This window comes from Nocardia sp. NBC_00508, from assembly GCF_036346875.1.
Taxonomy (GTDB): domain Bacteria; phylum Actinomycetota; class Actinomycetes; order Mycobacteriales; family Mycobacteriaceae; genus Nocardia.
This window is the reverse complement of sequence record NZ_CP107852.1, coordinates 39,982-64,702: the sequence shown is the minus strand read 5'-3', so window position 1 is coordinate 64,702 and position 24,721 is coordinate 39,982. Positions and strand designations below refer to the sequence as shown.

Below are 24,721 nucleotides of genomic sequence, written 5' to 3'. Positions count from 1 at the left end.
TGTATGTGATATCCATGGCGTATGGAATCTGTTCGGGAAAAGTACGCGGAGAACACCCGTCAAACGCTGTTCGACACCGCGCTGCGCCTGTTCGCCGAACGTGACTACGCGGATCTCTCGGCGGAGGAACTTGTACGTGCGGCCGGCCTGACTCGCGGCGCGCTCTACCACCACTTCGATGGCAAGCGCGGCCTGTTCGAAGCAGTCATGAGCGAGCTGGAAGGCCGAGCGGCGCAGCGGATCCGCGCTGCAACCGCGACGAGCTCGGACCCATTCGAACGCGCCGATCGCGGAGTAGCGGAATTCCTGAACATATGTACCGAACACGACTACCGCCAGATCGTGCTGCTACAGGGCCCGCTCGCACTGGGCTGGCAGCGCTGGCGTGAACTGGATCAACAGCACCTCGGCGGACTGGTCGTCGATGCCGTCCGAACTCTGCTCGACGCCGAACTCATCCGGCCGCACCCCGCCGAGCTGGTCGCCAGCGCGTTCTACGGCGCCCTGACCGAGCTGTCGCTGACCATCGCCGACACCGATCACCCTGACCGCACTCGCGCACAGGCGACCCGTCTCATCCGAGACCTCCTCGGCGGACTGGCGGCGGGGGCGGCGCGAACCGTCACTTCAGCTGCGGGAAGCGTGCACGGTGACGGGCCTTGACCGAGTCGGCCAGCTCGGCGACCGGCCCGTCGACGACAGCGTTCGGCACCACCTCCGCGATCGGCAGGGCTGCGACAGGCGCCCTCGGCACGCCCCACTCCGTCAACCAGGCAACCAGCTGGCTGGAGGATGCCGCGTACACGATCCGCCCGAGGCCGACCCATCCGTGGCTCGCCGCGCACATCGGACAGTGCTCGCCAGAGGTGTAGACGATGGCGTAAGCCATACTTTCGCGCGCCGGAGACGAGCTCGAGGAAAGGGGCGGCTGAGTCACGCCGTAGCCGGGTGCGGTATCGGTGGTCCGTACCAGTGGCAGAGCAGTAGGGCGAGTTCGACGTCGAGGCGGTCTTCGGCGATCGGCCTGCCGCGCCGCGACACTGCTCGTGCGACCCGATACTTCACCGAGTTGGAGTGCAGGTCGAGTTCCGCGGCGGCTGCTTTGTAGCTCGATCCGGTGCCCAGAAATACCCGTAGGGTCTCGCGTAGCCGTTCGTCGTTGTCGCTGTCGGCGGCCAGATCGCCGAGTACCTCGCCGACCCACTCCCAGACTTCCGCGATCCTGTCACCGAGTAGCGCCGCTACCGACAATCCGGGGTCTGCGGCCGCGATGATTCGCGGTTCGGAGTTTCCGCGCGCCAGCGCGACCGCGCGTGCGTCTCGTGCCGAGCGATGCGACCGCCGGAATCCCGGAACTCCGGGAGCCATCGTGCCGATCGCTATCGATGGCGCATCGGCTTGTGCGGCCGCGAAGCCACGGACCCTGGCGACGGCGCCGGGTTGCGCTGAACGATACGGCAGCCACGCCCAGCCGCTCATCTGATCGTCCGCGATGAAAAGGGGGGCTGCGGCGGTTCCCGCTGCCTCCGCTGACTTGCGGACGAATCGTCGCAGTGCGGCCAGTTCGTCTCCGCGGGTGCTGGTGTCGGGGTACCAGACGATAAGCGCCAAATGGTGCCATTGGAGCGGATAGTGGATCTGGTCGGTGGTGCCGTCGATATCGACGATCCTTGTGCCCGTCAGCAGTTCGCGCACGCGTAGCTCGCGGACACTGTTGCGGGTTTCCAGCCACTGCTCGCGCTCTGCTTCGTAGATGCCGACGACCTGCTGGGTGACTTTGTCGAGGTACTGGAACAGCCGGGTGGTGATCGCCTGTCCGCCGAGGAAGCGTTCGGCAGGCGTGATATCCGCGGCCTGCAGTTCGGCGAAAACAAGTTCGGTCACCCGCTGCTGGCCGAGGTGATATGCGCGAATCAAGGCATTGAGCGGGACGCCGTGCTGCGCCAAACGCCGGGTGTACTCGATTGCCGCCGGAGGGAGGTGGATTCGCGCCGCCGGGATGTCGTGCCGCAGCGCGTGCAGCAGAGTGTCGAGGTTGCCCTGCACGCTGGACCCGAGCAATTCGACGCTGTGGACATCTGCACGCAGCTCGGGTATTTCTTCCTCTAGTCCACGGTGGATACTCGCGCTGATGTCCGTCACCCGCTCGTTCATGCGGGCGGCGATCCTCGCGACACAGCGGCTCACCTCGGTATCACCGTTGCGACGAAAAGTCGTCACCACCTGATGATAGTTACATCACCGTGACCGCGGCAGCGAATCGCGCAGTCGATATCTGTCTTCCGGGGACAAAGCACGCGACGAATTCAGTCGGTGCACGACGATGCCGATCCGCCGGGCGATTTCTACAGTTTTCAACGATCCCTGTACACCGGTGCTGAGGACATCGCATGACACTTTCGACCCTCCCGGACCGCCGCGCCGAGGCCGCACCGCACGCACCCGCCCTTGCCGACGACAGCAACGAACTGAACAACCGCGAACTGCTGGCCACCGTGCAGCGGGCTGCTGCCCGCCTGCGCGCCGCGGGCGTCACGACCGGCGATGTAGTCGCGATCATGCTGCCCGCCACGGTTGACCTCGTGGTGTCTCTGTTCGCCACGTGGCGCCTGGGTGCCACAGCGGCCCTGATCGACGCATCCCTGACCGACGGAGAGGCCGGCTACCAGATAGCTGACACGGGCGCCAAGGTCCTCATTGTCGCTGCGCACCCTCCGGCGATCTCGCCGCCGGTCCGGGTCGTGACGCCCGCTTGCGGGTTCAGCGCGGCAGCGCCCGATACCACCGACGCGGCGTGGGCCGGCAAGGAGGAACCGGCGCTTGTCACCTACATCGGTGCAGGCAACCGAGCGATGCTCGACCACGGGAACCTCGAGGCAATGTGCCAGTTGGTGATCAAGGTATTCGCGCTGACCGGTGCCGACCACAGCCTGTCGACTCTCCCCATGTCGCAGGTGAGCGGGATCATGGTCGGCGCCTTGTCACCGTTGCTGGCCGGGGGCCGCGCCACCATGGCGGGCCCGCTCAGCCCGGAGGGATTCTCGGACCGGATCGAACACAGGCGGCCCACCTACCTCTCCGCGGTTCCGGGAAATTTCGCAGCGCTGTCCGATCTACCCGGCCACCTGCGGACGAACAACTCGTCGGTGAGGTTCGCAATCTGCTGCATGGAACATGCGGGGACCGAACTCAAAACCAAGTTCGAACATCGCTACGGAATACCACTCGTCAACGGGTACGGACTGAGCAAGGTTATCGCGCGAGCACACGAAATCCGTAGACCAGCGATGCCCTAGAAGACGGTCTTCTTGCGTCGTCGGAAATCCCAAAGGAACGTGTCATGCGTTTTGCTGCACGATATCTGCTGGTCAGATCGCTGGAACTTCGCCCGCGTAGGATAAACCGGTACTGGTCCACTCCTCGAGGAGGCTGGTGATGACCGACAGCCCACGATCGATCGCCGAAATCGACAAAGCGCTCCCCTCGGGTGAGGGACAGGAGGGGTTTTCCGGCTACGGGGTGATGGGGATGCCATTCGCCAGCGGACATTACTTGGCGCTGCGGCATTTCCCTGCCAGCTCGGTCGGGGAAGGGTACGACGCGGTATGGCATCGGGACCCGGCCGGTGAATGGGTGATCTACAGCAGTGTTTCCCCGGAGGTCAGCTGCGCCCGCTATTTCGGCTCGGCGCTCGAAGACGCACGGACCGAACGCATCTCGGTGACCTGGACGGGTCCGTTCGCGTTCACGGTGGAGGTGCAGGGCAGGCTTGTGTGGGATGTCGAACTGGGGCGATCGGCAGCGACGGTGGCGATGACGGGTCTCGGTCGCAAACTGCCCACGGCGTTGTGGCGACGCCCTGCGGTCTTGTCGCTCATGTCGCGGGTTGCGGGTCCGGTGCTGGGCGTCGGGCGGGTGCGGCTCATCGGCACGTCGCCGAACGGTCAGTGGTTCCGGGCCAATCCGCGGAGGCTGTGGATCGTCGAGAACAGTGGTGCGCGGATCGGTGGAATCGATATCGGTCCTCCGGGTCCGCTGGCCGAACAGGCGAGGTTGGGTGATTTCTGGCTGCCGCAACGCGGAATGTTCGTCGTGGGCGAGTCATATTTCGAGCAGTACGATGCGGCGCGCCATCAGGCGGCCCGTCCCGGCTCATGATCGGCGCGCTCGTTGATCGGCGCAGCGCTGACTGGCCCGACCAACACCGACGCTGCCGACCATCCGCCCGCCAGATCATCCCGTTATAGGGCGCTCTGGCGAAATTCAGCGCCGCCTCGAAAAAGATCAACCGCGGTCGACCAGAACGTCCCAGCCGGATTCGACCGAACGTCTGCATCGCTCGGGATCGTCGCCCGCGGCGACGAAGAGCGCGGTGAGCATCGGGACGCCGTATGCGAGGGTCTCGTACGATAGCGGGCCCGAGGTGACCAGGGTGGCGAGACCGTGCCCAATGGTCCATGCCTGTGTCGCGAGCTCCGGCGGGTTGACGTCGGCGCGGAAGCGGCCTGCCGTTTTCGCTCGCTCCACCGCGTGCACCAAGCGGTACAGCGTCTCGTCGGCGGCTGCGGCGTCCTCGAGTTCGAAGCTCGCGTCGAACATGACGCGGTAGAGATCCGGGTTCTCGAGCGCGTTGCTCAGGTACGCGGCGCCGAGCGCGACTTGGTCGCGGACCGGGTCCGCGGTCGTCGCGACCGTGGCGAGCTTCGCGGCCAGACGGGTGAATCCCTCCTGCCGCAATGCTTTCCACAACCCATCCATGCCGTCGAAGTAGGTGTAGACGGCCATGGTCGATACGTCGGTGCCCGCGACCAAGGCGCGCAACGTCACCGGCTCGCGCATCCGGAGCATGTGCGCGGCTCGTTCGATCAGCATCGACCGGATGCGGGGATTCTTGGTGCGGGCCATGGCGGAAGATAACATAGCATTGTTATGGTTTGCTCTGAGTGCCGCACTGCGGACCGAGACGAACGAAGGAGTGGACCATGGCCGTGAAACTGGTCAATCCCGAGGCATTGCCGAAACCAGAGGTGTACCGCCAGCTCGCGATCGCCGAGGGCTCGAAGTTGGTGTTCTTGGCGGGCCAGGTGGCCCGCGACGCGAACGGTGAAAAGGTCGGCGAGGGCGACTTCGCCGCTCAGGTCGAGCAGGCGTATCTCAATGTGGCCGCGGCCCTGGCAGAGGTCGGTGGTAGCTGGGACGACATCGCGAAGCTGACCATCTACGTCGTCGACTGGACGCCGGACAAGATGCCGCTGCTCGGCGAGGGAGTCGGGCGCGCTGCCGCGAAGCTCGGGATCGATCCGGTCAAGCCGATCACGCTGCTCGGCGTCTCGGCCCTGGGGGAGCCGGACATCATGGTGGAGGTCGAGGCGACGGCGGTGCTGGACTAGCGCACTACCTGTCGCGCCGGACTCGCTCGCCGAGCTCGCTTCCACGGCAAACTCGTCGACCCCGCCACAGCACCGCGCCGGGCGGAGACAGTTACGGGCTTCGTGTGCGTGAATCCCGCCGTTCCGCCGCCTGCGCTGCCGGCCACCACCGACACCCGCTTCGCAGTGGCCCCAGCGGTATGGTGAACGGCGCCTGCAGATTCGGCCGTTAACTGCTCCGCGACCGTTGGCAGCGCTGAGGTCGCGCGCACGCGTGTAGGGTGACTGGCGCAGCGCGGATAGGAGCGGACTGGTGCATGTCCATCACTTGGATGCCGGCGGCACCCGTCCTTTCGGGGGCCGTTTGTTCGACGGTCGGCCAGGGGTGCTTCGCAGGGGAGTTGGAGCGTCTCATTGCTTGTTGATCGAGCACTCTGCTGGGTTGACGCTGGTTGATACGGGCTACGGCGAGCAGGCATTGGAGCGGCCCGATGTGTGGGTGGGTCGGCAACTCATCCGCCAATCGAACCCGGTTCTCGACCGCCCGATCGCCCGGCAGGTGGAGGCGCTGGGATTCGACCGGGGGGATGTCCGGGACATCATCGTGACGCACCTCGACCTCGATCACGCAGGGGGCCTTGCCGATTTCCCACAGGCCACCGTGCACGTATTCCAAGACGAGCTGGATGCTGTCGAGGGGGCGTACGGCCACCGCGAGAAGTTCCGGTATCGGCGAGTGCAGTTCGAGCACGGGCCCAAGTGGTTGGTCTACGGAGAGTCCGACAGCAGCGACGAGCGCTGGTTCGGTTTCCAGGCGGTGCGCGAACTGCGCGGCCTGCCACCGCAAATACTGATGGTCCCGCTGCTGGGACACACTCGCGGTCACGTCGGAGTCGCGGTGGACACCGGGAACGGCTGGCTGTTACACGCCGGTGATGCCTACACCTACCACGGCCAAATGGCTGTGCAGCCATCAATGCCGTTGGGGACCAGGGTCTTCCAGTGGTATGTGGACACTCGGCGCGAGTCACGGATCGAAAATCAGCAGCGGCTACGGGAACTCGTCCGCACCAACGGCGACGTGGTGACGATGTTCTCCGCACACTGCGCTACAGAGTTCGAGCGACTGAGCCGTTGACATCCGGCATCTCGCGCGGTCCCGATGGGCCCGCGCGAGCGGGCGCTCGAGCGCCTTGCCGGACATCAGATGAACGAGAATGCCGTTGGCGGGCTACTCTTTTCGCATGTGGCTGTTCGCCCTGTGGGGATGTATCGGCGCGGCAGTGAATTGTGGGACCGAATTCGTCGAGGCAAGTCGTCGAGTCAGGGGATGGCCGTGGACCGATCCGCGGGGCCCCGGTGGAGGGGTTTACGCGGTTGCCGTTCTCATCAAGCTCGGGGCAGGCACTGCCACCGCGGCGGTTCTCTCCGGAAGTGGGTTTCTGCCGGGGCATGTCGCCGTCGCCTTCGGTATAGGTGCGTGTGCTCCCTCCATCATCAAGAAGCTTGCCCAGTACGTCCAATCGCTGATGCCCGGCGGGCCACCGGCGTGAGGGAGGGAGGGCGATGACGCCGAACCAGGTCGGGGCGCGGTTACTGTCGGCGCTGGCAGGGACCAGCCCAGCGTTCGCGCGGAGATACGTGGACGAGCGCAAGGGTGCGGGAAGGCGGCTCCTGTCCGCGCTGGCCGGGTCTACTCCAGCATTCGCCCCTACCGACGCTTTCCCACGTGCTGCGGAACGATCTCCGGAAATGCGAGCGCCCAGCGAGGACGACCGCGAAACCGCTCGGTCGAATGTCGATGAGTCGCCAGACGCCGCATCGTGACCCGACATCGCGGAGACATTTCGGCTTCGACGGCGCGGCAGTGCCACGCTATGTCCAAGAGTTGACGCGAACGGCGACGCTCGTCGGCACCCCGGCCGTCGCCACGCCGGAGTTCGGTCACCGCGTCGACGCGGTAGTGCGGGCCGTCGCGCGAGCAGGCCCTGAATCCATCGGAAGTACGTCATCAGCGCGGTGCGCGGCAGCAGGTGCGGCGACGCTCGCGGCGAGCGCGATGACCCAGCCGAGCGGACCGAGCGGGCGGCAACCGAAGAAGTAGCTCGTCGGTGGGAACTGGACGATGGCGAACAGCAGAACCGCCGAACCTATCCCGGCCGCGAGGACCAGCGGGTCACCGTGTGCGGCAGCGATGGTCTGCGCGAGCTGGCCGCCGACCAAGGCGGCGAATCCGACGGTGCTGGCGTGTCGTTGCGGGCATACGAGCCGCGCGGCGAGCCATCCACCCGACGCGGACAGGCTGGTGGCGAGAGCACGCGTCGTCACATCCCGGTTCAGCGCCGCGCCGACCGCCGTGTCGGGCCCCTCGGCCAGCAGTGCCTCGGGCGTGACGTCGCGGGGCGGCCGGGCGGCGACGATCAGTGCGGGCAGCAGATCGGTGAGCAGATTGACTGCGAGCAGCTGTCGTGCGTTGAGCGCTGCACGCGCCGACAGCAGCGATGAGACGAGGGTGAAGATGATCTCGCCGAAATTGCCGCCCACCAGCAGTGAGACACTGTCGCGGACCGAGCGCCAGAGCGCACGGCTCTCGATCACGGCATCGACGATCGTCTCGATGCGCTCATCGGTGACGATGATATCGGCGGCCTGTTTCGCGGCTGGTGTGCTTCTGGGGCCCAACGCTATTCCGACATTCGCGAGCCGGATCGCGGGTGCGTCGTTGGCGCCGTCGCCGGTGACCGCGACCGTCTGCCCCGCGCTCCGCAGCGCCCGGACGATCGCGGCCTTGTGCGCCGGGCTGACCCGCGCGAAGACCGCCGTCTCCGCGACCAGCGCCGCCAGTTCGGCCTCGCTGCAGGTCTCGACCTCAGCGCCGGTGATCACCCGGCCGGAGGTGCGCAGGCCGAGTTCGGCGGCGATCGCGGCGGCGGTGTGCGGGTGGTCGCCGGTGAGCATGACCGCGTCGACACCGGCGGCGCGCAGGTCTCGCACCGCCGCGGCGGCCGTCTGCCGCACCGGATCGGCGAAGCACAGCAGCCCGATGAACTCCAGCCGGTCGACGCGGTCGGTGCCGAGTTCGGCGCGTTGGGAGGCCGCGCGCTCGGCGACGACAAGGACTCGGAAGCCCTGTTCGGCCAGGGTTTCCACGGTTTCGCGCAGTTCGGCCGCATCGGCGGAGGTGAACGGATGGGTGGCGCCGTCGCGTCGGCGGGCGACGCAGCGCGGCAGCACGATCTCGGGGGCGCCTTTGACACTGATCAGATGGCGTCCGTCGGTGCGCCCGAGGACGGCGTGGAACCCTCGCCCCGGCTCGAACGGCAATTCCTGCACCATATTCCAACCGGGCTCGCCTGCGTCGCGGGTGCTCCCGGCGGTGTCGGCGCCGCGTACCACAGCCCGATCGGTGGGGTGTGGCAGCGGACGGCCTTCCGGATCGAGCGGGGTGGCGCGCAACGCGGCGGCCAGTACCGCGCCGCTCTCGTCGCCGAGCGCGTCCAGCAGTTCGTGATTACGGCCGTCGCTGACCTGCCGCAGCTCGATGTGTCCCTCGGTGAGCGTGCCGGTCTTGTCGAAACATACGGTGGTCACCCGGCCCAAGGCCTCCAGCGTCCGCGGTGTGCGTACCAGGACGTTGCGCCGGGACAGGCGCCGGGCGGCGGCCAGTTGGGCGACGGTGGCGGCGAACGGTAACCCCTCCGGCACGGCGGCAACGGCCAGCGCGACGGCGGATCCGACGCTGGCGGCCAGCCGTCCGCGCAGCAGTCCCAGCCCGAGCACGCTCGCTGCGGCCCCCACCGCGACCCGCATCGAAATCAGTGTCAGCGCACGCAACTGCGCCTCGACTCCGCCCGCTTCCTCCCCGGAGTCGGCCAGCGCGCCGCCGCGGCCCACTTCGGTCGCGCGGCCGATGGCGACCACCACTGCGGTGCCGGTTCCGGCGACGACGGTGGTGCCCGCGTACAGCATGCTGGCCCGCTCGGCCACCGCGTCGGTCTCGACCGGAGCGGGATCCTTCGGCAGGGGCATGGATTCGCCGGTCAGGCTGGACTCGTCGATCTCCAGGTGGTCGGCCTCGACCAGCCTGCAGTCGGCGGGCACGGCGTCACCCGCCCGGAGCAGGACGATGTCTCCGGACACGAGTTCGGTCGCGGGCGCGAAGGTTTCCTGATCGTGTCGCAGCAGCCTGGCCCGTAGCGCACCCATGTCGGCGAGCTGGCGCACCGCCCGGCTCGCCGCGATCTGCTGGATTGCGCCGAGGACGGAGTTGCCGACCATCACCAGGGTGACCAAGCCGGCGTCGAGGACCGAGCCGCTGGCGGCCGAGGCACCCGCGCCCGCGGCGAGCGGAGCGGTCAACGGGGTGTCGAGTTCCGCGATCGTCGCCCGCCACAGCCGGTCGGTTCGCTGCTCGGTATCGGTGTCGTCGGTGCGACGGCGGGCGGCCTGTTCGGGTGAGAGCCCGAGCCGACCGGTCTGCAGGGCCGCCAGCGCCTCCGCCACGGGCATGGCGTGCCAGGGCGTGTCGTCGGCGGTCGGCGGCAATGGCATCCGTGCGAGACTTCCTGCCGACCACACACCGGCTCCAACGGCGATCAGTGCCGACACGCCGACTGGGAGGGCGCCTCGCTGATAGGCGCCGCGCTGGGGCCCGAGCAGCCCGAGCAGCGCACCGCACAGCGATCCGAGCATGGCCAGCCGAACACTCCGTGCGCTGGCCAGCCGCGCCGCCACGCAGGCCCGCAACATGAGCCAGGCGTCGGTCAGGTCCGGACCGCAGAGGACGTCGGCGGCCCAGGGTGGGGCGCGGCCGGGCGCGACGATTCCGACACCGCAATCGGCCGCGGCCAAGCCGCCGGCGTTGTGGTCGGCGATCAGCAGCACGGCATGTCCCTGCGCCTGCAACTCGTGCACCGAGGCGGTCAGGTGTGAACCGCCGCCGATCCCGCCGTCCGCGCCGACCCGCTCGGCCATACCGGAGGCTATCGGCGCGACCACGACGCGGCCCACCGCGTGAGCGGCTGCGATTACGGCCTCGGTGAGCGGATCCAGTTCGCCGGTCCCGTGCGAGGTGAGCACGTCGGCGTCGATGACGACGGTGTCGATGCGGTCCAACCGGTCCAGCGCGTCGGGATCCCGGACCACCACCCCATGACTGGACAGGATTCGGCCGAGCACGGCGGCGTGCGCCTGCGCGCCCATCCGGGCCGCCCGTGGCGCGCCGAGGGCGACGGCCCGGGCGGCCTTGGCGAGACCGCTGATGGGCAACAGCGCCGCGGCGGTGGCAGCAGTGGCGAGACCAGCCTGCACCGCGTACCGATCAATCGGCCCTGGCGGCAGCGGAACCGGTCGCGCGGCTGGTGGCGGTTGTGCGGCTGCGGCCGCGATGCGGGCATTCGTGGTGAGTTCGGGCGCCCGCGATTCCCAGGTATGTCGACGAGCCAGCGCCGCAGGTAACTGCACGGCCCGCAGTCCGGCATCGGCCACGGCCGACAGCGGCGTATGCGCGGCCGCGCCGATGACCGAACTCGTCAGAGCGATCGCGGTCTCCACGCGCATCGCGCCGAATCGGGCGTCGAGCCGGTGGCGCAATCCCGGTATCAGGTCGACGGTGAGGATCAGCGCGATGCTTTCCGGCGGCAGTGTCGGCAGCGGGACCATCCGCCCGACCAGCCCGGCGGCGGCGCCGAGCAGGTCACCGCCGAGCGTCAGCAATTCATCGAACACCGGCTCGAAACCACCCGGATGCATGGGCCGGTTCCGCGGCAGGTGCGCCATTCCGTGTGTGCGCTCGACCCCGGCGACGATCTTCCGCAGTGCCCGCACGCCGACGCGGTCCGGGTCGAAATCGACGACCACGTCGCCGAGAATGCCGTTGACGGCTGCCCAGCGCACGCCGTCGGCGCCGCCGATGGTGTGCCGCAGGTCGGCGAGATAGTCCGGGGGAGCGTCGGTGCGGTGCACGCCCCTTGCCTCGATATGCGCGCGCCCCCCGCGTGCCCAGACCTGCCGCCCTACGACCTCGTTCCCTGCCGCGCGCACAGTGTCCACAGCCAGCGTGGACACGAACTTCACGACGTTGTCGATGCCGAACACGGTCACATCCGCGCTATCGGTCGGCGGATGAATCCTGGCGTGTTCGCTCCGCCACCCAGACGCCGGCGCCGATCGCCGCCGCGACCGGCCAGGACACCAGCCCGGCCGCGGCCGCCACGCCGAGCCCGCCGTAGTACAGCAGTGACTGCCCATCCGGCACTCGCCGGCGCACTGCCGCCGTCGCCGACGAAGCACCGGCGGCTACCGTGCGCGGTCCGGGTGGGAGCGGGACTCGGGTCATCCGCACTCCGAGCGTCGGGATAGGGACTCGCAGTCCATCGCGCTCGGTGGTCGCCGTTTCCGATCCGGTCGTCGACGGCTCGGTCTCGGATTCGGGCACCGCAGGTGCCGTCTCGGACGGCTCCGGATCGGATCCGCGGACCTGTCTTGTCGCTGTCTTTCCGGACATGACCGTTCCTTCCTGCTGGACCACGCCGCTGAGTATGTGGTCAAGCCAAGCCGGTTTCGCTCCTAGCCGCTATGTCCCTTGGCGGTGCGGTGTATGGACTTTGGTCACCGACGCCGCCGATGGCCCACAGCGAGCCGCTCACGCACCGTGGCTCGCGCGCGGATCTCACTCGGCTCAGCGGAGGTCCCGTTGCTGCCGGATGCTGTCGGGCGAGCAGCGGCTGACCTGGCGTCAGGCGAACTGCGCGGCGGGCGCCCGGCTGGGTATCCGGTCGACGCGCAGTCATTTGCTGACCATTTCTGCGTTTATGAGGAAATCGTCATCTATCGTGCTATCGTACCGGCGTTGCTTGCAATCCCTTCGGTGATATCGGTTGACGGCTCGGCGAGAGGACCCCGCATGTCTCGGTATCTGTTCGCGCTAGGTCGGTCGGTGGCGCGTCGGCGCTGGTGGGTGTTGACGGTGTGGGTAGTGTTGCTCGCCGCCGCAATAGGTTTCGCTACCGGGACGGGTGGCAAGACGACCGACAACTTCACCGTTCCCGGTACCGAGTCGCAGGATGCCGTGTCGTTGCTGCAGCAGCGGATGCCGGCATTCAGTGGCGCGCAGATGCAGGTCGTGTTCGCCACGCCCGGTCTGGCCAAGGTCACCGATCAGCGGGTGAGCGGGCAGATCCAACAGGTGATGGCCGGGTTGCAGGGGCTGCCGCAGGTCGCGGCCGTGGTCGACCCGTTCCGAGCCCAAGCGGTGTCACCGGATCAGCGTGTCGCGCTGGGGAGCGTGCAGTTCTCGGTCTCGGCGGGGGAGGTCGGCGAGGGCACGCTGGACGACGTGGATCGGATCGCGGATCCGGCGCGCGAAGCGGGCCTCGAGGTGGAATTCGCGGGTGCGGTCTACCCGGGCTTCACGGCCGAGGTGCCGCATACCCCGGAGGTCATCGGCATCGTCGCGGCGTTCATCATCTTGCTGATCACCTTCGGCGCCGTGGTCGCCGCGGGCCAGCCCATCGTCACCGCGTTGGTCGGTGTGGGCGTCGGGCTCACCGGGATCATGGGTGTGGCCGCCTTCGTCGACGTGCCGTCGGCGGCGACATCCCTGGCATTGATGCTTGGCCTGTCCTGTGGGATCGACTACGCGTTGTTCATCCTGTCGCGGCACCGGCACAACATCGTGCTGGGCATGGCGGCCGCGGAGTCGATTCCGCTGGCGGTCGGCACCGCGGGCAGTTCGGTGGTGTTCGCGGCGGTGACGGTGATCATCGCGCTGTGCGGGCTGGCGGTCGCGGGCATCCCATTTCTGACCGTGATGGGTTTGACGGCCGCGGGCGCGGTGCTGGTGGCGATGCTGGTCGCGCTGACCCTGCTGCCGGCGCTGCTCGGCTTCGCCGGTGACACGGTCGCCCGGTTCATCTCGCCGCCGCTGCACCCGGGACGGCCGGAGGAGGTGGCGCGCATCGCCGCCTACGAGCCGGAGCGCACCGCGGGGCACGCATGGGGTCGGTTCGTCACCAGATTCCGGATCCCGTTACTGGTTGTCGGTATCGCGGTGCTGGCCGCGCTGGCGATTCCGGCCACGCGCATGGAGCTCGGCCTGCCCAGTGGTGCCACGCAACCGGAGTCGAACACCGCACACAAGGCCTACGACCTGGTCAGCCGGTCTTTCGGGCCAGGATTCAACGGACCACTTTTGGTGGTCACCGACCTGTCGCAGGCCACCAGCCCGGACGCGGCGCAAACGCTGATGAGCCGGCTGCGGCAGCAACCCGGTGTCGCCGCGGTGCAGCCGGCCGGCGCCGGGGACGGGCTGCTGCTGGTACAGGTCGTTCCCACGACCGGTCCCGACGACACCGCGACCGCCGATCTGGTGACCCGGCTGCGTAATGACCGGGCCGATATCGAAAGCGGCACCGGAGCAACGTATTTGGTCGGCGGGACGACGGCCGCGAATATCGACACCTCGAAGAAGCTGGCCGAGGCGCTGCCGATCTTCCTCGCGGTCGTCGTCGGCTTGGCGCTGCTGTTGTTGACGATCGCGTTCCGCACCGTGCTGGTTCCGCTGTCATCGATCGTCGGCTTCATCCTGTCGGTCTTCGCCGCCCTCGGCGCTCAAGTCGCGGTCTTCCAATGGGGTTGGGGAGCAAGTCTTTTCGATGTGACAAAGGCGCAGACGCTGAGCTTCCTGCCGATCATCACGCTCGCCATCATCTTCGGTCTGTCCAGCGACTACCAGATCTTCGTCGTCTCCCGGATCAAGGAGGAGCACACCCGCGGCGCCGACGCGATCGCCTCGGTGCAGAACGGCGTCGCGCACTCCGCGCGTGTGGTGACCGCGGCCGCGCTGATCATGTTCGCGGTCTTCGTCGCCTTCACCACCGTCGACAACCCGATCGTCAAACCCCTGGCGTTCACCCTCGCCGTAGGCGTGCTCCTCGACGCGTTCATCGTCCGGCTGACCCTGATACCTGCCGTGATGGCCCTGGTCGGAAACCGTATGTGGTACCACCCACGCTGGTTCGCCCGCTACATCCCCGACCTCGACATCGAAGGCGCCGAACTCGAATACCGATTCGCCCGCGAGTCCGAAGCAAAAGTGCCACAACATGTTACGGGCGCTTCATAACGTCCGGTCGCGCTCGACGATACGGCGATCTCACCGCGACCGCCCTTCCTCGGCCGCTGTGTCTTCGTCGGTCTTCCCCGCCGCGACCGTGTGAGCCTCCTCCAATGGCGCTGCGGCTGCAGTGCGCCGCCACCCCCGGGTCCAGCTCGGTCAGCGGGCTTGCCTGGGGCTGGGGGACAGCCGGACGCGGGCGATGGTGAGGACGCTGACCACCAGTATCGTCATCAGCTCTGCGAGATTCCAGGCGATAGGGTCTGGGGTCGGTTCGGCGGCTTGTAGGTCCCTTGCCCGTTGGCGGTTGTGCGGGGACGAGGGCAGCTCGGCGAGGGGGCGCTCTGCGTGGAGCGGGGGTGTCTGCGTGATGACGTCGGCTGGGAACGGAACGAATTCGCGCGCGGGCGGGCCGAGTTGGAGGGGGCTCATGGGTACCGGCGGCGGGGCGGCGGGAAGCAGGAGTAGGCAGGTGAGCAACGCGCTGCCGGTGGCGGCACTACCGAGGGCGGCGCTGCCGAGCCCCGATCCGTTCGACCCGGGGCCGACGAGGCTCGACCCGGAGGAGCCGAAGCCGCTACCGGTCACCAGTCCGAGCAGGAGCAATGCGCTGCCCGCCATGGCGCTACCGGAACACGCCATCTGGACGCTGCCCGTATCGAGGCGCAGTGCCTCGGCTGGGCTACCCGGCACGACGTTCGGATGAGGTGCCGCATCCGCTGTGACGTGTGTGCTACCGCCGAGGCCCACATCGCCGGTGCCGAGAAGGGCAGGGCCTGCGCTGCCGGGAGCGGCACTGCCGGTGGCGAGATAGCCGGGGCGCGCGCTCCCGGAGCCGGCACTTCCGGAAGGCGTACGCACTGGGCCGAGATCCAAAGGCCCACCGGAAGACGCACCCTCGGCACCGGGACCGAAGGCGCTGCCGGATGGCAAGCCGGCAGGACCGAGGCTCGGCGCACTGTCTTCGGACGGGCCCGCTGGGTTGGCGCCGCTCCCCGGGCCCGAACTTCCGGTCGCGAGGTCGCCGACGGGTAGCCACGGTGGCGCCTCGGCGGATGCCTCGATCGGAGGAGCCGCGAGTGCGGCAATGGTCAGTGGGAGCATCGCCGCGGCGAATCCCTTTGCGAGTCTTCGTGTTCGAGTTGCGCGTCGATTGCTTCGCATGTGCAGTCGCCTTGTCACTGTCGAAACGTCGCCGGAAGGATCAAGTCGTGTGCTGGTAGCGGGACAAAGCGAGTTCGAAGGCGTCTCTCGGGACCAGGTTCCCGCCGGAGAACGGCTCGTCGAGGTTGTAGATCGCTCGGATCACGGCACCGACGATGGCGCCGAGCAGCGCGGTCGTCACGACACTGCGCTTGGTGACCTGCACGCCGGAAAGGACCACGCTGAGCAGCAGCAGGACCGTGCTGACCCACATAGCGAGGTAGAGGAATCCGGGCACTCGGTAACCGGCGTCCAGCGCACGGTCGGCGCGAGCCTGGGCCACCGCCTCCGAACTGGACAGAGCACTTGTGCGAAGAGTGTCGATCTCGGGCTCCGCCGCGTTCACCGACGCCACGGAATCGCGCAGGGTGTCGAGGGTGTCCTGGGTGGATTGACTGAGCCGGCCCTGGTCGGCCATGACGGGCCATTCCTCGGTGAGGACCTGTACGGTGTAATCGCGTACCAGGCTTTGGATTCGCGTGTGATCGGGTTCGGGCATGCCGTGCGCCGCCCAATATGTATCGATGAGTGCCTTTGCTTCGGCGATGGTGTGATTGCGTGCGTTGTCGTACTGCTGCCAGGCGATCACCACGATGAACGCAATCACTGCCATGAAGATCGTGTTGATCAAGTTGAGCACCAATGCGCCGACGGTGTCGTCGTCGGTGTGCCGCCACGTCTTCGGATGTAGGCGATCTCCGGCCACGAGTACGGATACCGCGACCAGCGCGGTCAGAGCAGGCACGAGAAATTCGAAGACCATGCGGCGACTCCGTTCTCTAGCTGGATCTCGCGACCGCGGCGTCGGCGACCGAGACGATCGATGATGGTGCTGTCGAGAGTCTGCGTGTGGACGGATCTGATGGGTGGTGCACAGCAAATCGGTACGCGACATCAGCCTGGACGAACCAAGCGTGGAGTGAATTGTCTTATACGGCAGCGTGTTTAAGACTGGATCGATAGTAGACGGCGAATCCGCATGCGCATGGTGGAATTTCGGAGATCGGTCGCACGAAATCCGGATGGTAACGACACGCGCACGATCGGGACCGTGCCGCATATCGTCCTGGGACGAATCGTGCGGCGTAATCACCCGCGGATGCTCACATCTCGGACAGGGCTGGCGGGCGACCGCCGGTCATCCACAGTCGCGTGCCCTATGGAGGCCTCGTAGCTGCCATGGTCAGGCTCGCGCCAGTAGGTGAGGCGCTGTTGACCGCCTGGCCCAGCAGCGGCCGAGCCACGTTGATGTGATCTTGAACGGGGCGCGGAGATGGACCGAACAGGTTGGGCTGGCCAGGGGGGCGAATCGGGAGTTCACCGTTGTGGGCGCAAAAGGTGTTCTCCGGCAAGCTCGACGGCTTCGCGTTTGGTGTACCCGGGGTGGTCGGCGACGATGAAGTGGCGGCCGATCGCGAGCGCGAAGGTCAAGGTACTGCGTGCCTCGACCTCGTCGGGGTCGGCGATGAAGCTGCCGAACATCTTCCGCAGGAACTGCATCCGCTCGTTGTCGATACGTCGCAGGCGCGTAGCGACGGACTCGTCGTGGCGGGCCCAAGCCCGGACCGCGAGATCAATCCGGTGCAGGTCCTCCGAGAAGGTCAGTCGACCCACCCGCCGGATCCGCTCGGCGGCGTCGCCGCCTTCGGCCTCGGCCTGGGCGATGACCTCTCTCGTGCAGCGGTGTTCCCACTCGTCGAGCATCTGCGTGAGCAACGCGGGACGGCCATCGAAGTGCCCGTAGAACCCGCCTCTCGTCACGCCGAGTTCGGTGGCGAGTGACTCGATGCGGACTGCGTCGGGCCCACCCCGGGCGAGGGCTTCGAGGCCCGCCGCTATCCAGCGGGCTCGTGTTGTACGGGGCACGGCGGGAATCTGGCTACCTCCATTGATCGCCGATCATTTATACAGTACCGTACACATGAACTATACGGTGATGTATAAATGGAGGCGAACCGTGCCACGACTTGCGAACTCCAGAAAGCGGTTGCTCCGAGGGGCGAGCGGGATCATGCTCGTGCTCGGCATCGGGCACCTGTTCTTGCTGGCGCTGGCCTCCTGGGAGGACATCACCGGCTGGGTGGAGGAGGGGATGTGGGCGGCCGTCCCGCTCGATCTCACGGACGGAGGTGCCGCCGCGACGGTGGAATCCCAGCAGAATGCGCTCACCTTCTGGGCCGGTCCGGGAAGCTTCGCGGTGCCCTTGCTCCTGTTGGGTTGCCTGACCTGGCACCTCGCTGGACGCGGGGTGGCGGTGCCCGCCGGGTTCGGCTGGGGCATCGTCGTCTGGTGTGTGCTGGGTGGCGTCCTTCTTGTGCCATCCCCGTTCTTCGCCGGAATCCTCGCCGGCGCACTGATCATCATCGCAGCGCGGAAAGAAGATCGGTCGGGAGCAGCCCCATCGTCGGCAGAAGGGCACGTTCCGGATCTGGATTCTTCGCGGACTACGCCGGAGTGACCATCAAAGCCGTCCGCCACTACCACCAGCGCGGTCTGCTCGCCGAGCCCGACCGCGACTCCTCCGGCTACCGGCGCTACACCGCCCAGGACGCCATCGACCTCGTCAAGATCAGGACCCTTGCCCATGCGGGCGTGCCACTGGCCCGCATCAAGGGCCTCCTGGACGCCGACCCGGACGCGCTCACGGCAGCCATCGCCGACATCGACCACGACCTCCGAGCCCGCATCGCGCAGCTGCGGCGAACCCGCGATCAACTCGCCCAGCTGTGCGGCGGCGAGCGGCTTTTCGTCTCCCCGGAAGTCGCCGACTATCTCGAGGAATTGCGCGAACTCGGCGTCAGCGAGCGCCAGATGCGCCTGGAACGCGACGGCTGGATCCTCATGCAAACAGCCTCACCCGAGGACGCCGCCGTGTGGATCGCCGAAAAGCGCGAGCTCATCACCGATCCCGAGTTCCGCGCCCTCTACCTGGAACTCGACGCCGCCTACCACTGGTCGCCGAACGATTCCCGCCTGCCCGCCCTCGCCGACCGTATCCGGAACTGGTTCGCCAACCACCACAGCCGATCCGAGACCCGCCCTGTCGCAAACCCGACGATCGCCCGGTTGGCCGCGCAGTCCCAGCCCGGAGCCTCCTCCCCGGCGTGGGACCGCCTCGCCCAGCTCGGCGAACGACGTGGATGACATGGACATCATCGGTCGAAACGGCCGGCGAACCACGTCGGGAAGCTGACGCGCGACTATGCCTCCGCGGTGGGCGACGACACGGCTGAAAGGCGCGGCACGCAATCGGTGTCGAAGGTGCGGGCGCGTCTCCCGCCGGGACGGATAATCGGCTCATCTATGCGAGAAGGGCCGGAACGATGCACGTGAAGAACATGAGCCTCGGGAGCCTGCTGGTCGCGGCCTGGTTGATCATCGGCGTGATCGCGGCGGGCCAGCGCGATTATTTCGATAGTGGCCCGATCAACTGCGCAGGCTTCGGGACGGTCGCTCTGACGATAGTCGCCGGTCCACTGAATTACCTGGGCCTCAATCCGAAGATCACGGATTGCAATGTGCCCCAGCCCAGTCCGTAGCCGACGGCAGACGTGCGCGCCGCACTCGCGCCGGCGATGACGACCAGGCCGATGCCCGCTCGACGTCGCAGTACTCGCCTGTGTCGTTACCGCCGCTCGCGGTCCAGGTGTACCTGCGCCACCAGGGCGCGGTGATCTGCTCCCGGTAGGCCCACCGTCTCCACCGCGACCGCGCGGCCCCCGGCGACGAGGATATGGTCGATGCCGACCAGGGGTGGCCACCGCTTGTCGGTCGGGTAGGTGACGAGGTGTCCGGCACCTGCCTGTTCGGCAGCGTCGTCGAAGCGCCCGGACAACAGCGTGCGGAACTGCGAATGATCGTAGGTCGCGTTGAAGTCACCACCGACGATCGCCGGTCGACTCGATGGCGACCGCTCGAGAATTTCGCGCAGACGGGACAACTCGTCTGCCCAGACCTGCGTGCCGAACACCGGTGGCACCGGATGGAAGGCGTACACCGCGACGGGTCCGGCGCCCGGGATGCTTGCCGTCGCCGAGAGCTGATTCAGCACGAACCCGTCGTACTCAACGGTTTCCGACAGCGAGTAGCTGCTCCAGATCCCCGTCCCGGCCGCGGTCCTTCCGGGGGAGAGATACCGGTGCGGCAACAACTGGTCGAGCCCCGCTCGCCCGAGATCCTCGACCGCCGCCGGCGTGAGTTCATTGACGGTGAGCAAAGCAATGTTCCGCGCGCGCACCTGGTCGACCAGCGCCCGGGGATCAGCTCCGTCGAACAACAGATTGGCCTGCATCGCCAGCACTGGATGTCCGTCGTCGTCGCCTGAGCGGCCAATGTACAGCGGAGCTTGGGTCCATACAGCGGTGGCGACAACAATGATCGCCACCGCCGCACCGCTCCAGTGCCGCATGGCTACGAAAACCACTGCCCCAACGAGCGCGGAACTCATCAGGTACGGCGCTCCCGAAGCCGCCAAGACCAGCATTCGAGACCATGACCGACTGAAGTACAACGCGACTCCAGCGGCTCCCGCCAGTGTTGCGCTCCATGCGAGCAGGTTGACACCGACCCGAACCATCTTCGTCATCACACCCGACAGACAAACACGCAACCGGGGCGAACACATCATCCGGGCCCGCCCGCCTCGCCGAAACATCCTGCGGCAACAGACAGCACCTGAGCGGAATCTCGGCGACATGGTGTGGCCCGGCAACCTACCGGCGACTACGAATCCAGGCCGGCCCCGGAGGGCCGGCCTGGAACCGGTCGATACGGATCAGGCGAGGTCGAACCGGTCGTTGTCGACCACCTTGACCCACGCGGCGACGAAGTCGTTCACGAACCTCGCCGTGGCGTCGTGCTGCGCATACACCTCGGCCACCGCACGCAGCACCGAGTGTGACCCGAAGATGAGGTCGTTGGCAGTGGCCGTCCACTTGGTCTCGCCGGAGGACCGGTCGACACCTTCGTAGACGTTCTCCGCTGACTCGGACGCCTTCCACTCCGTGTTCTGGTCGAGGAGGTTGACGAAGAAGTCGTTCGTCAACACACCCGCCCGGCCGGTGAACACGCCATGCTCGGTGCCGCCGTAGTTGGCGCCCAAGGCACGTAGGCCGCCGATGAGCACCGTCAGCTCCGGAGCGGTCAGGTCCAGCATGTACGCCCGGTCCAGCAGCAGGCGCTCCAGCGGAGCCTTCTCGCCGGTCCGCACATAGTTACGGAACCCGTCGGCCCGCGGTTCGAGCACCGCGAACGACTCCACATCGGTGTTCTCCTGCGTTGCGTCCGTCCGCCCCGGCGCGAACGGCACCGTGAGGTCGTGTCCCGCATCCCCGGCCGCCTTCTCGATCGCCGCGGCCCCGGCCAGGATGACCAGGTCGGCGAGCGAGACCTTCTTGCCGCCGGAGGCCGAGCTGTTGAAGTCCTGCTGGATCTGCTCGAGCACCGGCAGAACCTTCGCCAGCTCGGCCGGCTCGTTGACCTCCCAGTTCTTCTGCGGCTCCAGCCGAATCCGAGCGCCGTTGGCGCCGCCGCGCTTGTCGGTGCTGCGGAAACTGGCCGCCGACGCCCAGGCGGTCTTGACCAGTTGCGCGACGGACAGGCCGGATTCGAGGACCTTGGTCTTCAGTGCCGCGACGTCCTGCTCGTCGATCAGTGCGTGGTCGACGTCGGGAACCGGATCCTGCCACAGCTGCGGCTCGGGAACCCACGGCCCGAGGTAGCGGCTGACCGGTCCCATGTCGCGGTGCAGCAGCTTGTACCACGCCTTGGCGAACGCCTCGGACAACTCCTCCGGGTGATCCAACCAGCGACGCGTGATCTCCCGGTAGATCGGGTCTTCCCGCAGCGCCAGGTCCGTGGTCAGCATGGTCGGGGTACGCGCGGGCCCACCGTACGGATCCGGGATGGCGCCCGCGCCTGCGCCGTCCTGCGGCTTCCACTGCCATGCCCCGGCGGGGCTCTTGGTCAGCTCCCACTCGTAGCCGTACAGGTTCTGCAGGAAGCCGTTCCCCCACTTGGTCGGGGTGGGAGTCCAGACGACCTCCAAGCCGCTGGTGATGGCGTCCTTGCCCTTGCCCGTGCCGTAGGCGCTCTTCCAGCCCAGGCCCTGCTGCTCGATCGGGGCGCCTTCCGGTTCGGCGCCGACCAGCCCGGCGTCGCCGGCGCCGTGGGTCTTGCCGAAGCTGTGGCCGCCGACGATCAATGCGGCGGTCTCCTCGTCGTTCATCGCCATGCGGCCGAACGTCTCGCGGATATCCCGCGCCGCGGCCACCGGATCCGGCTGACCGTTGGGCCCTTCCGGGTTCACGTAGATCAGGCCCATCTGGACGGCGCCGAGCGGACTCGAGAGTTCACGGTCACCGCTGTAGCGCTCGTCGCCGAGCCAGATGTCCTCCGGGCCCCAGAAGACCTCTTCCGGCTCCCAGATGTCCGGGCGGCCGAAGCCGAAGCCGAAGGTCTTGAACCCCATCGACTCCAGGGCCACGTTGCCGGCGAACACCAGCAGGTCGGCCCAGGAGATCTTGTTGCCGTACTTCTGCTTGACCGGCCACAGCAGCCGGCGGGCCTTGTCCAGGTTGGCGTTGTCCGGCCAGCTGTTGAGCGGCGCGAAGCGCTGGGCGCCCTGACCGCCGCCGCCGCGGCCGTCGGCAATGCGGTAGGTCCCCGCCGCGTGCCAGCTCAGCCGGATGAACAGGCCGCCGTAGTGGCCGTAGTCGGCAGGCCACCAGTCCTGCGAATTGGTCAGGACTGCCGTGACGTCGGCTTCGAGGGCATCGACGTCGAGTTTCGCGAACTCTGTGGCGTAGTCGAAGTCCTCACCCAGCGGGTTGGCCTTGGACGAGTGGGCGTGCAGCACCGAGACATCGATCTGCTCGGGCCACCAGTCCTTGTTGCTGCGGGGGCGATGCTCCGTCTTCTGAGTCGGGGCCGGGATCGCCGGGTTCTCGCTCTCGCTTGCACTCTGAGTTCTGGTGTCAGGATTGGGCGGGCGGCTATCGGATGACACGGCATTCCTTCCTGAATGAGTGATGGGGCTGGGTCAGGGATGTGATCGGGCAGTCTGTGATCGCACACAGTCGGGACACAGGCCCCAGTAGATGACCTCGGCCTCGTCGATCGAGAACCCGCGGCCATCGGACGCGGTCAGGCACGGAGCCTCGCCGATGGCGCAATCGACATCGGCGATCACCCCGCACGCGCGGCACACGACGTGGTGGTGATTGTCGCCGACCCGCGACTCGTAACGTGCTACGGAGCCGGACGGTTGAATACGCCGGACCAGGCCGACGGCGGTGAGCGCGTTCAAGGAGTCGTACACCGTCTGGTGGGACACCTCGGGCAGATCGGATCGCACGGCGCGGATGATCGAATCCGTGTCGGCGTGCGGGTGGTCGTGCACCGCGCTCAGCACCGCGACCCGGGGACGGGTCACTCGCAGCGAAGCTCCACGCAGCAGCTGCTGGCACTCCGAGATTGTCGGCACGCAAGGAAGTCTCGTCCGCTTTCTGGAACGAGTCAAGAGTCTGTTTCTAAGTATTCCTCAGCGCGGACGGAGTGTGATCCGGGCGTTGTGAGCGGGGCTGAGGCCGGTGTGGTACCGCCGCGGTGGTTCGACGGACCCGGGAGCGCAGTCGATGCGGCGGTGTTGCAGGACGGTGCGGAAGAGGATGCGGGCTTCCGCGAGCGCGAACTGCGCGCCGAGACAGCGATGCGGGCCTGCGCCGAAGGTCAGCCAGGTGTGGCCGTTCGGTCGATCGTCGAGAAAGCGTTCGGGCCGGAAGTCCATCGGGTCCGAGTAATGCCTCGGTGATTCGTGAATGAGCAGGATCGGGACTATGACGATGGCGCCCTTGGGGATGTGGATGCCGTTGACCACGGTGTCACGCAGTGCTCGCCGCCCCGTGAACGGGGACACCGGGCGCAGCCGCATCGTTTCGGCGACCGCGGCGTCGAGATATGCGTCGAGCCGGGCGTGGTCGCCCGCGTCGGCCGCCGTGTCCAGTTCGGCCATGGCGTGCGGGTGGCCGGCCAGCATGGCGGCGATCCAGCCGAGCGTGATCGCGGTGGTCTCGTAGGCGCCCAGCAGGATGCCGCGCATGTTGCGGGCCAGTGCGACGTCGTCGTGCTGATCCAGTTCCGTGCCGACATACCGGGACAGCACATCTTTCCGGTCGTCCCCGTCCCCGGGCGTGGCCCGGCGTGCGGCGATCTCCTCGATGATGATGGCGTCGACCTCGGACTGGCGGCGACTGAGCGGCGGGTAGGGCAGCGTGAGGCCGCCGACCAGCGGGGTGAGCAAGGTCACGGCGAGAAAACCGCGACTCTCGATCTCCCCGAACCACCGGCTCACCGCCTGCTTCAGCCGGTCCCTGCGGGCCGGAGCCACGTCACCGAAGACGACGCCGAGCAGCACGCCGATGGCCAGGTCGTAGCCGGCCTTCAGGAACTCGAACGGCTCACCGACGGGCCAGCTGGGAAGTTCGCGCTGGACCACCTCGACCATCAGATCTTCGTAGGACCGGAGCGCCTTGTTCTGGAACGGCGGAGCGAACAGCCTGCGCTCGCGGCGGTGCTCGTCACCGTCGAGGAAGATCAACGTCTGCTTGCCGAACATCACGTCGTGGCTGCTGAATCGGCTCAGCACCTGCCCGATCGAGAAGTCGTCGTGGTTGGCGAACAGTTCCCGCACATCGTCCATGTCGTGGGTGACCAGCATGGTCGGAAATCCCGGCGGCGAGACCACGAACCGTTCCCCGAATTCCAGCAGAGGGGAACGGTGGGTGCCGGGGCGCATCAGTCCACCGATCTGCCCGATGTGGCGGGTGCGTAGTCGGGGGAGTTCGCGCAGCGATACCGGGGTCTGTGACACGGCAGCCATCTTCACCGCTTGCTCTACGAGTCGCAAACGTGAAATCCCCACAGTGGCAATAGGTGTCGAGAGGCGGCTGCCCCCATAATTCGGGGCACACGGCGACGGGCGCCGACTCACCAGACCCGGCCAGGGGTGTAGCCGACGGATATATTGTGGGCGCTA

The 24,721-nt window shown here is 67.4% G+C and carries 20 protein-coding genes and 1 pseudogene; 9 read left to right on the top strand and 12 right to left on the bottom strand.

Features of this window, described 5'->3' with window-relative positions:
• The first annotated feature begins 21 nt into the window (after window positions 1-21).
• Window positions 22-663 carry a TetR/AcrR family transcriptional regulator gene (locus OHA40_RS00210; protein ID WP_330231037.1) on the top strand — a complete coding sequence of 214 codons (642 nt, stop codon included), beginning with the start codon at window positions 22-24 and terminating at the stop codon, window positions 661-663.
• Here the strand turns inward: OHA40_RS00210 and OHA40_RS00205 are convergent.
• Window positions 623-886: pseudogene (locus tag OHA40_RS00205) on the bottom strand (nucleoside deaminase); the annotation flags it as partial. The gene OHA40_RS00210 and the pseudogene OHA40_RS00205 overlap by 41 nt on opposite strands.
• A gap of 47 nt (window positions 887-933) precedes the next feature.
• On the bottom strand, window positions 934-2,220 hold the full coding sequence (locus OHA40_RS00200) for a PucR family transcriptional regulator (RefSeq protein WP_330231036.1): 1,287 nt from the start codon (window positions 2,218-2,220) through the stop codon (window positions 934-936).
• A gap of 170 nt (window positions 2,221-2,390) precedes the next feature.
• On the opposite strand from OHA40_RS00200, the gene OHA40_RS00195 reads away from it, so the two are divergent.
• Together OHA40_RS00195 and OHA40_RS00190 are read left to right on the top strand one after the other, a co-directional pair.
• The gene (locus tag OHA40_RS00195) at window positions 2,391-3,296 is read left to right on the top strand and encodes an AMP-binding protein (RefSeq protein ID WP_330231035.1); all 906 of its coding nucleotides are present in this window, start codon (window positions 2,391-2,393) and stop codon (window positions 3,294-3,296) included.
• A 139-nt stretch (window positions 3,297-3,435) separates the two neighbouring features.
• The gene (locus tag OHA40_RS00190) at window positions 3,436-4,158 is read left to right on the top strand and encodes a hypothetical protein (protein ID WP_330231034.1); all 723 of its coding nucleotides are present in this window, start codon (window positions 3,436-3,438) and stop codon (window positions 4,156-4,158) included.
• Between the two features lie 126 nt (window positions 4,159-4,284).
• Here the strand turns inward: OHA40_RS00190 and OHA40_RS00185 are convergent, their stop codons facing one another.
• Complete coding sequence (locus OHA40_RS00185) at window positions 4,285-4,905, bottom strand: TetR/AcrR family transcriptional regulator (protein WP_330231033.1); 621 nt, start codon at window positions 4,903-4,905, stop codon at window positions 4,285-4,287.
• Between the two features lie 77 nt (window positions 4,906-4,982).
• On the opposite strand from OHA40_RS00185, the gene OHA40_RS00180 reads away from it, so the two are divergent.
• Window positions 4,983-5,390, top strand: a complete 408-nt coding sequence (locus OHA40_RS00180; protein WP_330231032.1) for a RidA family protein — start codon at window positions 4,983-4,985, stop codon at window positions 5,388-5,390.
• Window positions 5,391-5,811: 421 nt separating this feature from the next.
• Window positions 5,812-6,507, top strand: coding sequence for an MBL fold metallo-hydrolase (locus OHA40_RS00175; RefSeq protein WP_330231031.1), 696 nt, complete (start codon window positions 5,812-5,814; stop codon window positions 6,505-6,507).
• Between the two features lie 806 nt (window positions 6,508-7,313).
• Here the strand turns inward: OHA40_RS00175 and OHA40_RS00170 are convergent.
• Window positions 7,314-11,471, bottom strand: a complete 4,158-nt coding sequence (locus tag OHA40_RS00170) for a cation-translocating P-type ATPase (RefSeq protein ID WP_330231030.1) — start codon at window positions 11,469-11,471, stop codon at window positions 7,314-7,316.
• 7 nt (window positions 11,472-11,478) lie between these two features.
• Window positions 11,479-11,874, bottom strand: a complete 396-nt coding sequence (locus tag OHA40_RS00165; protein ID WP_330231029.1) for a hypothetical protein — start codon at window positions 11,872-11,874, stop codon at window positions 11,479-11,481.
• Window positions 11,875-12,273: 399 nt separating this feature from the next.
• Here OHA40_RS00165 and OHA40_RS00160 point away from each other — a divergent pair, with 399 nt between their 5' ends.
• Window positions 12,274-14,493 (top strand): MMPL family transporter, encoded by a 2,220-nt coding sequence (locus tag OHA40_RS00160; RefSeq protein ID WP_330231028.1) that lies wholly within the window; start codon window positions 12,274-12,276, stop codon window positions 14,491-14,493.
• A 150-nt stretch (window positions 14,494-14,643) separates the two neighbouring features.
• Here the strand turns inward: OHA40_RS00160 and OHA40_RS00155 are convergent, their stop codons facing one another.
• The 3 genes from OHA40_RS00155 to OHA40_RS00145 all read right to left on the bottom strand — a co-directional run bounded on the left by OHA40_RS00155 (window position 14,644) and on the right by OHA40_RS00145 (window position 17,553).
• Window positions 14,644-15,345 (bottom strand): hypothetical protein, encoded by a 702-nt coding sequence (locus OHA40_RS00155; protein WP_330231027.1) that lies wholly within the window; start codon window positions 15,343-15,345, stop codon window positions 14,644-14,646.
• A gap of 343 nt (window positions 15,346-15,688) precedes the next feature.
• Complete coding sequence (locus OHA40_RS00150; RefSeq protein WP_330231026.1) at window positions 15,689-16,450, bottom strand: bestrophin-like domain; 762 nt, start codon at window positions 16,448-16,450, stop codon at window positions 15,689-15,691.
• A gap of 554 nt (window positions 16,451-17,004) precedes the next feature.
• Window positions 17,005-17,553 carry a TetR/AcrR family transcriptional regulator gene (locus OHA40_RS00145; RefSeq protein ID WP_442943878.1) on the bottom strand — a complete coding sequence of 183 codons (549 nt, stop codon included), beginning with the start codon at window positions 17,551-17,553 and terminating at the stop codon, window positions 17,005-17,007.
• Window positions 17,554-17,644: 91 nt separating this feature from the next.
• Here OHA40_RS00145 and OHA40_RS00140 point away from each other — a divergent pair, with 91 nt between their 5' ends.
• The 3 genes from OHA40_RS00140 (at window position 17,645) to OHA40_RS00130 (ending at window position 19,226) form a co-directional block, all read left to right on the top strand.
• Window positions 17,645-18,145 carry a DUF6463 family protein gene (locus OHA40_RS00140; protein WP_330231025.1) on the top strand — a complete coding sequence of 167 codons (501 nt, stop codon included), beginning with the start codon at window positions 17,645-17,647 and terminating at the stop codon, window positions 18,143-18,145.
• Window positions 18,142-18,831 (top strand): MerR family transcriptional regulator, encoded by a 690-nt coding sequence (locus tag OHA40_RS00135; protein WP_330231024.1) that lies wholly within the window; start codon window positions 18,142-18,144, stop codon window positions 18,829-18,831. The genes OHA40_RS00140 and OHA40_RS00135 overlap by 4 nt, the downstream gene beginning before the upstream one ends.
• 194 nt (window positions 18,832-19,025) lie before the next feature.
• Window positions 19,026-19,226 carry a hypothetical protein gene (locus OHA40_RS00130; protein ID WP_330231023.1) on the top strand — a complete coding sequence of 67 codons (201 nt, stop codon included), beginning with the start codon at window positions 19,026-19,028 and terminating at the stop codon, window positions 19,224-19,226.
• 86 nt (window positions 19,227-19,312) lie between these two features.
• Here the strand turns inward: OHA40_RS00130 and OHA40_RS00125 are convergent, their stop codons facing one another.
• The 4 genes from OHA40_RS00125 to OHA40_RS00110 form a co-directional block, all read right to left on the bottom strand.
• On the bottom strand, window positions 19,313-20,134 hold the full coding sequence (locus OHA40_RS00125) for an endonuclease/exonuclease/phosphatase family protein (protein WP_330231022.1): 822 nt from the start codon (window positions 20,132-20,134) through the stop codon (window positions 19,313-19,315).
• A gap of 327 nt (window positions 20,135-20,461) precedes the next feature.
• The gene (katG, locus tag OHA40_RS00120; protein ID WP_330231021.1) at window positions 20,462-22,693 is read right to left on the bottom strand and encodes a catalase/peroxidase HPI; all 2,232 of its coding nucleotides are present in this window, start codon (window positions 22,691-22,693) and stop codon (window positions 20,462-20,464) included.
• A 33-nt stretch (window positions 22,694-22,726) separates the two neighbouring features.
• Entirely contained in the window at window positions 22,727-23,170 is a 444-nt protein-coding gene (locus tag OHA40_RS00115; protein ID WP_330231020.1) for a Fur family transcriptional regulator, read from the bottom strand.
• Between the two features lie 57 nt (window positions 23,171-23,227).
• Window positions 23,228-24,565 (bottom strand): cytochrome P450, encoded by a 1,338-nt coding sequence (locus OHA40_RS00110; RefSeq protein ID WP_330231019.1) that lies wholly within the window; start codon window positions 24,563-24,565, stop codon window positions 23,228-23,230.
• Between the last annotated feature and the right edge of the window lie 156 nt (window positions 24,566-24,721).